This window comes from Micromonospora sp. NPDC048999, assembly GCF_040649295.1.
In the GTDB taxonomy this organism is placed as follows: Bacteria; Actinomycetota; Actinomycetes; order Mycobacteriales; family Micromonosporaceae; genus Micromonospora.
This window is the reverse complement of sequence record NZ_JBEZFI010000098.1, coordinates 1-2,702: the sequence shown is the minus strand read 5'-3', so window position 1 is coordinate 2,702 and position 2,702 is coordinate 1. Positions and strand designations below refer to the sequence as shown.

General features: G+C 68.0%; 2 protein-coding genes. One reads left to right on the top strand and one right to left on the bottom strand.

Annotated elements, in window-relative coordinates:
* The first annotated feature begins 85 nt into the window (after positions 1-85).
* Positions 86-823 (top strand): WD40 repeat domain-containing protein, encoded by a 738-nt coding sequence (locus AB0C02_RS33495; protein WP_357553226.1) that lies wholly within the window; start codon positions 86-88, stop codon positions 821-823.
* A 65-nt stretch (positions 824-888) separates the two neighbouring features.
* Here AB0C02_RS33495 and AB0C02_RS33490 read toward each other — a convergent pair whose 3' ends face one another.
* On the bottom strand, positions 889-2,397 hold the full coding sequence (locus tag AB0C02_RS33490; protein ID WP_357553225.1) for a hypothetical protein: 1,509 nt from the start codon (positions 2,395-2,397) through the stop codon (positions 889-891).
* Between the last annotated feature and the right edge of the window lie 305 nt (positions 2,398-2,702).

Sequence of the window (2,702 nt, the reverse complement as noted above, 5' to 3'; positions counted from 1 at the left end):
CCGCCGCCACCAGCACAAAACCGAAAGGTGGCACGAAGAAAACGAAGACTTCGAATAACCCGAGGCCACGCCGAACCGGTTAAAGATCAAGCTAGCCGGGCACGCGGGAGGCGTACGGTGGGCGGACTTCTCGCCTGACGGCCGCTTCCTGGCAACAGCAAGTACCGGCGACCAGCGGGTACGCATACGCGACCCGAAGAGCGGCGAGACGCTGTTCTTCCTACCCGACCATCATTCCGGCGTAAGCAACCTCGACTTTTCGCCCGCTGGCGCCCTGGTCGCAACGTCCAGCGGGAACGTCGCATACCTGTGGCGGACGGACAACGGGCAGCTGATCAGCAAGCTCGCCGGACATGCCGAGGTAATAAACGAGCTCGCCTTCAGCCCGGACGGCAAGCTACTCGTCACGGGAAGCGACGACAAAACCGCGTGCTGCTGGGACACCTCAACGGGCACCTGCGTGGCGACGCTGACCGGTCACACCGAAGCGGTCCGCAGCGTCTTGGTCAGCCCCGACGGCCGCGCGGTGCTCACCACGAGCAGCAGCCCCGATCTGCCGCTGTTGTGGGACCTGCCGTCGGGCCGCCTGATCGGACCCGTTGATGGCGGGCCTGCCGCCTTCAGCCCCGACGGCCGCCTGCTCGCCCTGTACACCGCCAAAAACTCCGTGGAGATCTGGTCGGCGATCACCGCGAGCCGGGTCGCAACCCTCACCGGCCATACGAGCACAATCAACAAGGCCATCTTCAGCCCGGACGGCGCGACCATCGCCGCCGACAGTTGGGACGGAACGGTCAAGTTGTGGGACGTCCCCCGCGGGTGACTCCTGCTTCCTCCGGCCGATGCGTGATCGAGCACGGCTCACACGGACGCGTCATTGCACCGCGGTCACCGGCTCGTCCCAGCGGCGGTCTTTGGGTTTTCGGGAAGGCTGGCCACCCATTCGCGGCGCTTGCGTCGCCCGAGCCCGGTGCTCGGCGGCACGCCTGCGGCACGGGAGAGTTCGGCCCCGGTGGGGATGCGGCCTTTGGCGGTCTCGTCATCCCAGAACCGGCGCATGACCTCGACGGCAGAGTGGTCGGCATCCTCCTCCGTACCAATGCCCGCCGCAGCTTCGCCGTCGCCACCAATACCACCGGCACCGACCCGGTTCAGCACTTCCTCGACGTCGCCGCCGTCTTGGTCATCGGGTGGCGCCACATCGTGCCGGCTCCGCCCCAATGGTGGTGCTGTTGGCTGGCTTTTTCCGTGGGCTGGCTTGCTCAGCGGCGGCTCGGTGCGGGCGAGTCCGCGCTCGTCGAGGCCTGATTTGTCCTCGCCAAGACCGCCGTTGGGTGGTGTCGCGACGGCACCCGGCCTGCTGATCTTGACCTCGTTGCTGTGCCCGTTGGGGTGGCGGGGCACGTACTCGATCAGCGAGCTGGCACCACCGGGAGTTGTCACGATCCGCTCCGGATTGGCACCATCACCAGCGTCGTTGTGCAGCCCTTCGAGGACCGTGGCGTCCGGATCTTGGGTGGTGGCGCTCATTCGCCAGGCGTTGAGGTGCGCTACGGCGTCCGGTGAGGTGGCGTCGACAAACCCGTAGAGGGCGGCCATATACATCTGGATGGCTTCGCGTTCGTTGGTGGCCTCAGGGAGGTCGGCTAGGCCGATGTGCTCGGAGGCTTGCATCGCCTGCCGGATCACCCGGTTGTGGGCATGGCGTAGCCGCCAGGCGGCTGTCTTCTCCTTGTTCTGCAACAGGTGAAGGTTCAGGCGGGCGCGGCCGAGCCGGGCACGCCGACGCGCGCGGTCGACTTCGGAAACGTCGCGGCCTTTGGCTTCGGCCAGCCGCAGCCAGACGAAGATCCGCTCTAGCGTGACGGCCCAGCGGATGCCGGTTGCGGTTCTGCCGAGCCGGGCGCTGCGTTCGGCTGCCAGGGCGCGTTCCCACATCCATGCGGCGACCAGCGGTGCGACCAGGCGTAGGCATACCTCGCGGAAGGTGTCGGCGTCGAGGGCGGACAGGCTTGCGGTCAGGCCGGCGAGGACCCAGACCGCGACGCCATCAACCCCGGTGGAGCCTTTCTCCGGCTCGCACAGCAGTCGGGCGCGGGCCAGCAGCGCGCTCGCGAACAGCGCGACCTCGATGTAGGCGAAGAACACGATCCGCAGCGGCGACGAGCCGAGAACGTCGGTGAAGAACTTCCACATGCCCGACGCGGACACCATCGTTGCCAGCGCCGCCGCGAGGATGGTCAGGATGTTGGCGACGAGCAGCGTCAGCCGGTGCTCTTGCATCCTGCGTATCCGTCTGGCGATGGCGAGCAGGAGGCCGAGCCCGGCCAGGATGGCAAGGGCGGTCAGCAGTGTCTCGTTGGCGTCGTAGAGCGCGCTGAGGTCGTCAATGTTCACGGTCGGTTCCGTCCTCGCTGGTTCGAGGTGGTGGTCATGGCCGCACCAGGACGACGGCGGCGGCAGCGATCCGGGACGGGCCGAGCGGCAGGTGCGCGCGGGCCTTCCAGACAAGCCGTGCGAGGCAGGGTGGTCGCGGTGACGGCCGGGGCGCCGGAGCCGAGCAGCGGTCCCGCGTAGGCGTTAGCCGGCGTCCGCGACGATCCACATGTCCGGATCACCGGGCTGCCACTGTCCGGCGGCGATCAGCCGTTGCACCACGTCCCGCAACTGGCCGGCGGTGACCGTGGCGGCGTCGTCGCCGG